Here is a 3,612-nt window from a genome sequence, read left to right on the forward strand (position 1 = left end):
GACGGCCATCTCGTTGACCAGGGCGATGTTGACGTGCCGGTAGGTGTTCTCCAGCAGCTTGGCCATCTCGGCCTCGCGGGTGCCCTTGGCCTCCACGACCCGTTCGACGAACTTGCCGTAGAACGCCGAGGCCGCCGACGCGCACGCCGGGGTCAGCCCACCGACGATCTTGGGGGTATTGCGGACGCCGTAGACCGGGTTGCCCGGGTCGATCCGCTCCGGCGAGAAGGCGAGGTGGAAGTCACGTCCTGCGAGGAGCCCGGACTTCTCCAAAATCGGCCGGACGATCTCATCGGTGGTGCCTGGGTAGGTGGTCGACTCCAGCACCACCAGCATCCCCGGCTCCAGATGCTGCGCGACCGTCTCGGCGGCCCCGCGGACGGCGGTCAGGTCCGGGCCGCCCTCCTCCGACAGTGGCGTCGGCACGCAGATCACCACAGTGCGGGCGCCGTCGAGGATCCGGGCGTCCGCGGTCGGCGCGAAGCCCTGGTCGAGCATCCCGGCCACCTCGGCGGCGGAGACGTCGTCGACGTGGGACTGGCCTTCGCACAGTCCCGCGACGACGCGGGCGTCGAGGTCCAGGCCGCCGACCTCCAGGCCCGCGCGGCAGGCCTCGCGCGCCAGCGGCAGTCCCACGTAGCCGAGCCCGATGACCACCAGGTCCATCACTTCGCCTCCTTCCAGCGCCGGATCACGTCCGCGATGCGGGGGCCGGCCTTGCCGTCCCACAGCGGAGGCGCCTCGCCGGGCGGATGCCGGTCCGCCGCGAGGGTCTTGCGTGCCGCCGGGACGAGTTCCTCGAAGGTGACGAGGCGGTTGGTGCCGTGGGTGATGGTGATGGGGCGTTCGGTGTTGGGGCGGACGGTGAGGCAGGGGACGCCGAGGATGGTGGTTTCTTCTTGGAGGCCGCCGGAGTCGGTGACGACGGTGGCGGCGCCGCGGACGGCGGCGATGAAGTCGATGTAGCCCAGGGGTTGCAGGATGTGCACGCCGGGGTGCTGGTCGAGGCCGGCGGCGAGCAGGTTGGCGCGGCCGCGGGGGTGGACGGGGATGACCAGGTCGGTCAGGTCGGCGACGCCGTGCAGGTGTTGGACCAGGGTGGCGGCGGTGTTGGGGTCGTCGACGTTGGCGGGGCGGTGCATGGTGGCCAGGACGTAGCGGTCGGGCAGTGCGTGGGTGGCGCGGACGCGGTCGGTGTCGAAGGCGTCGAGGTTGGCCAGCAGGGTGTCGATCATGGGGTTGCCGACGAAGTGGGCGCGCTGGACGGGGATGCCTTCGTTGGCCAGGTGGCCGATGGCTTCGGGGCTGGTGACGAAGCACAGGTCCGAGAGCTGGTCGGTGAGGCGGCGGTTGACCTCTTCGGGCATGGTCATGTCGAAGCTGCGCAGCCCGGCCTCGACATGGGCGACCGGGATGTGCAGTTTGGCCGCGACCAGCGCGGCGGCGATCGTCGAGTTCACGTCGCCGTACACGACGACCAGTTCCGGACGGAGCCGGGCGAACTCCCGCTCCAGCCCGACCATGAGCGCGGCGGTCTGGGCGGCGTGGCTGCCCGACCCGACGCCCAGGTTGACGTCCGGCTCCGGCAGCCCCAGCTCGTCGAAGAAGATCTGCGACATCCGGGCGTCGTAGTGCTGCCCGGTGTGCAGGACGACCTGGTCGAGGCCGCGGAGCGCGGCGATGACCGGCGCGGCCTTGACGAGGTTCGGCCGCGCTCCGAGCACGTGCACGATCGAGGTGATCATGGGGTCTCCCGCTACCGTCAGTAGGCGCCCGAGCCGCGGACCACGGCCGCGAGGGTCTTCCAGAGGATCTGCATGTCCATGGCCAGCGACCAGTTCTCGATGTAGCGCAGGTCGAGCCGCACGGACTCCTCCCAGGACAGGTCGGACCGGCCGCTCACCTGCCACAGCCCGGTCATGCCGGGCTTGACGGCGAGGCGGCGGAACACGTCCCCGCCGTAGCGGTCCACCTCGTCCGGCAGCGGCGGCCGCGGGCCGACCAGCGACATCTCGCCGCGCAGCACGTTGACGAGCTGCGGCAGCTCGTCGATGGACCAGCGGCGCAGCAGCCCGCCCAGCCGGGTGACCCGGGGGTCGTCGCGGAGCTTGAACAGCACCCCGCCGCGGGTCGCGGCGCCGTCGGGCAGGCCGTCCTCCAGCTCCCGGCGGCGGCGCTCGGCGTCCACGACCATCGTCCGGAACTTGATCATCCGGAAGCCGTGGCCGTCGCGGCCGACGCGCTCCTGCGAGAAGAACGCCGGGCCCGGGTCGTCGAGCCGGATCAGCAGCGCCGTCAGCGCCCACACCGGGGCGAGCAGGACGAGCGCGACCGCCGCGACCGTCCGGTCGAACAGCGCCTTGACGATGCGCCGCGCCCCGGTGAGCTCGGGATGCTCGACGTGCAGCAGCGGCAGCCCGGCCACCGGCCGGATCGAGGTGCGCGGGCCGGCGATGTCCAGCAGCGCGGACGCGACGAGCAGCTCGGTGTCGGTCTTCTCCAGCTGCCACGCCAGCCGCCGCAGCTCGACCCCGGCCAGCTCGGGGCAGGCGAGCACGGCGACGGCGTCGGCCTCCGCCCGCCGGACCACGTCCGCGACCTCGCCCATGCCGCCCGCGACCGGCACGTTCCCGACCCGGTCGTGCCCGCCGTCGTCCGGCAGGCACGCGGCGACGATCTGCATGCCGTGGTGCCGGGCGCGGCCGAACTCGCGGACGAGCTCGGTGACCGCCTCCCGGTGCCCGACGGCGACGGCGCGGCGCAGGCACTCGCCGCGGGCGCGCCGCCCGTGCAGGTGCTTGCGCAGCCGGTACCGGCCGAGCAGGCTCAGCGCGGTCACCGCGGGCAGCGTGAAGACGACGAAGCCCCGCGCGACCTCCGCCTTCGTCGAGTAGGACATGATCGCGACGGCGGCGGTGAGGCTGATCCCCGCGTCCAGGATCCGCCGGTACTCCTCGGACCCGGCGCCGAAGATCCGGGCGTCGTACGCGCGCGAGGCGGCCGTCCACGCCACCCAGATGAGCGGCAGCGCCGCCGCGAGCAGCGCGTCCGGCCGCGGCGCGGACGTCTGGTCGCCGAACCGGAACAGGAAGCCGGCGACGCCCGCGGCCAGCGCGCAGCAGAAATCGACGGCAATGGCAAGTCGAACGTGATTCGAAATCCAGCTCCGTGTACCGCTGGATCGTCGCGCCCGCCCCAGCGGGACGGTCGCTTCGTGATGGTCGACGATACTCATGCGGGCATCCCCCGCCCCCTCCCCGGCACCCGCGTCCGCTCCCCCTCCAAGGCGCGAATACGGGTCAACCCAGCAGTTAAGTTGCCAGTTTCCGCAGTTAAAGGGAAGGTAATGCAGGGAGGCCGAACGTGGCCGTTGCAGGGACTCGGAGGTCGTTACGCATGCGGCTGGCCGGATGCGGACGGTAACCGGCTCCGGCGACCGCCGAAACCTACCCTTGCGCCGTGCGCCTTTTCTCCAGGAACGTTCTTCCGGCCGCCGTGACCGTGCTGGCGGCCGCCCTCGTCTCGGGCGTCCTCGCGCTGCGCGGGGACGACGGCGGGGACGGCGGCGGCCGGGCCCCGGCCGCGGCCGCCGGTGCGGCGGCGGTCCGGCTG

3 protein-coding genes are annotated in these 3,612 nt (G+C 72.6%); all 3 read right to left on the minus strand.

The genetic code is table 11. The annotated features are described in order from the left end of the window. Positions 1-666, minus strand: a 666-nt coding sequence (locus E1300_RS48460; protein ID WP_131763996.1) for a nucleotide sugar dehydrogenase, incomplete at its 3' end; no start/stop codon positions are given. Beyond that, positions 666-1,745 (minus strand): non-hydrolyzing UDP-N-acetylglucosamine 2-epimerase, encoded by a 1,080-nt coding sequence (gene wecB, locus E1300_RS48465; RefSeq protein WP_131763997.1) that lies wholly within the window; start codon positions 1,743-1,745, stop codon positions 666-668. The genes E1300_RS48460 and wecB, both read right to left, overlap by 1 nt. A 17-nt stretch (positions 1,746-1,762) precedes the next feature. Continuing rightward, on the minus strand, positions 1,763-3,235 hold the full coding sequence (locus E1300_RS48470) for a sugar transferase (protein WP_131763998.1): 1,473 nt from the start codon (positions 3,233-3,235) through the stop codon (positions 1,763-1,765). Positions 3,236-3,612: the final 377 nt, after the last annotated feature.

The sequence above is a fragment of the Actinomadura fibrosa genome, from assembly GCF_900659615.1.
Classification (GTDB): domain Bacteria; phylum Actinomycetota; class Actinomycetes; order Streptosporangiales; family Streptosporangiaceae; genus Spirillospora; species Spirillospora fibrosa.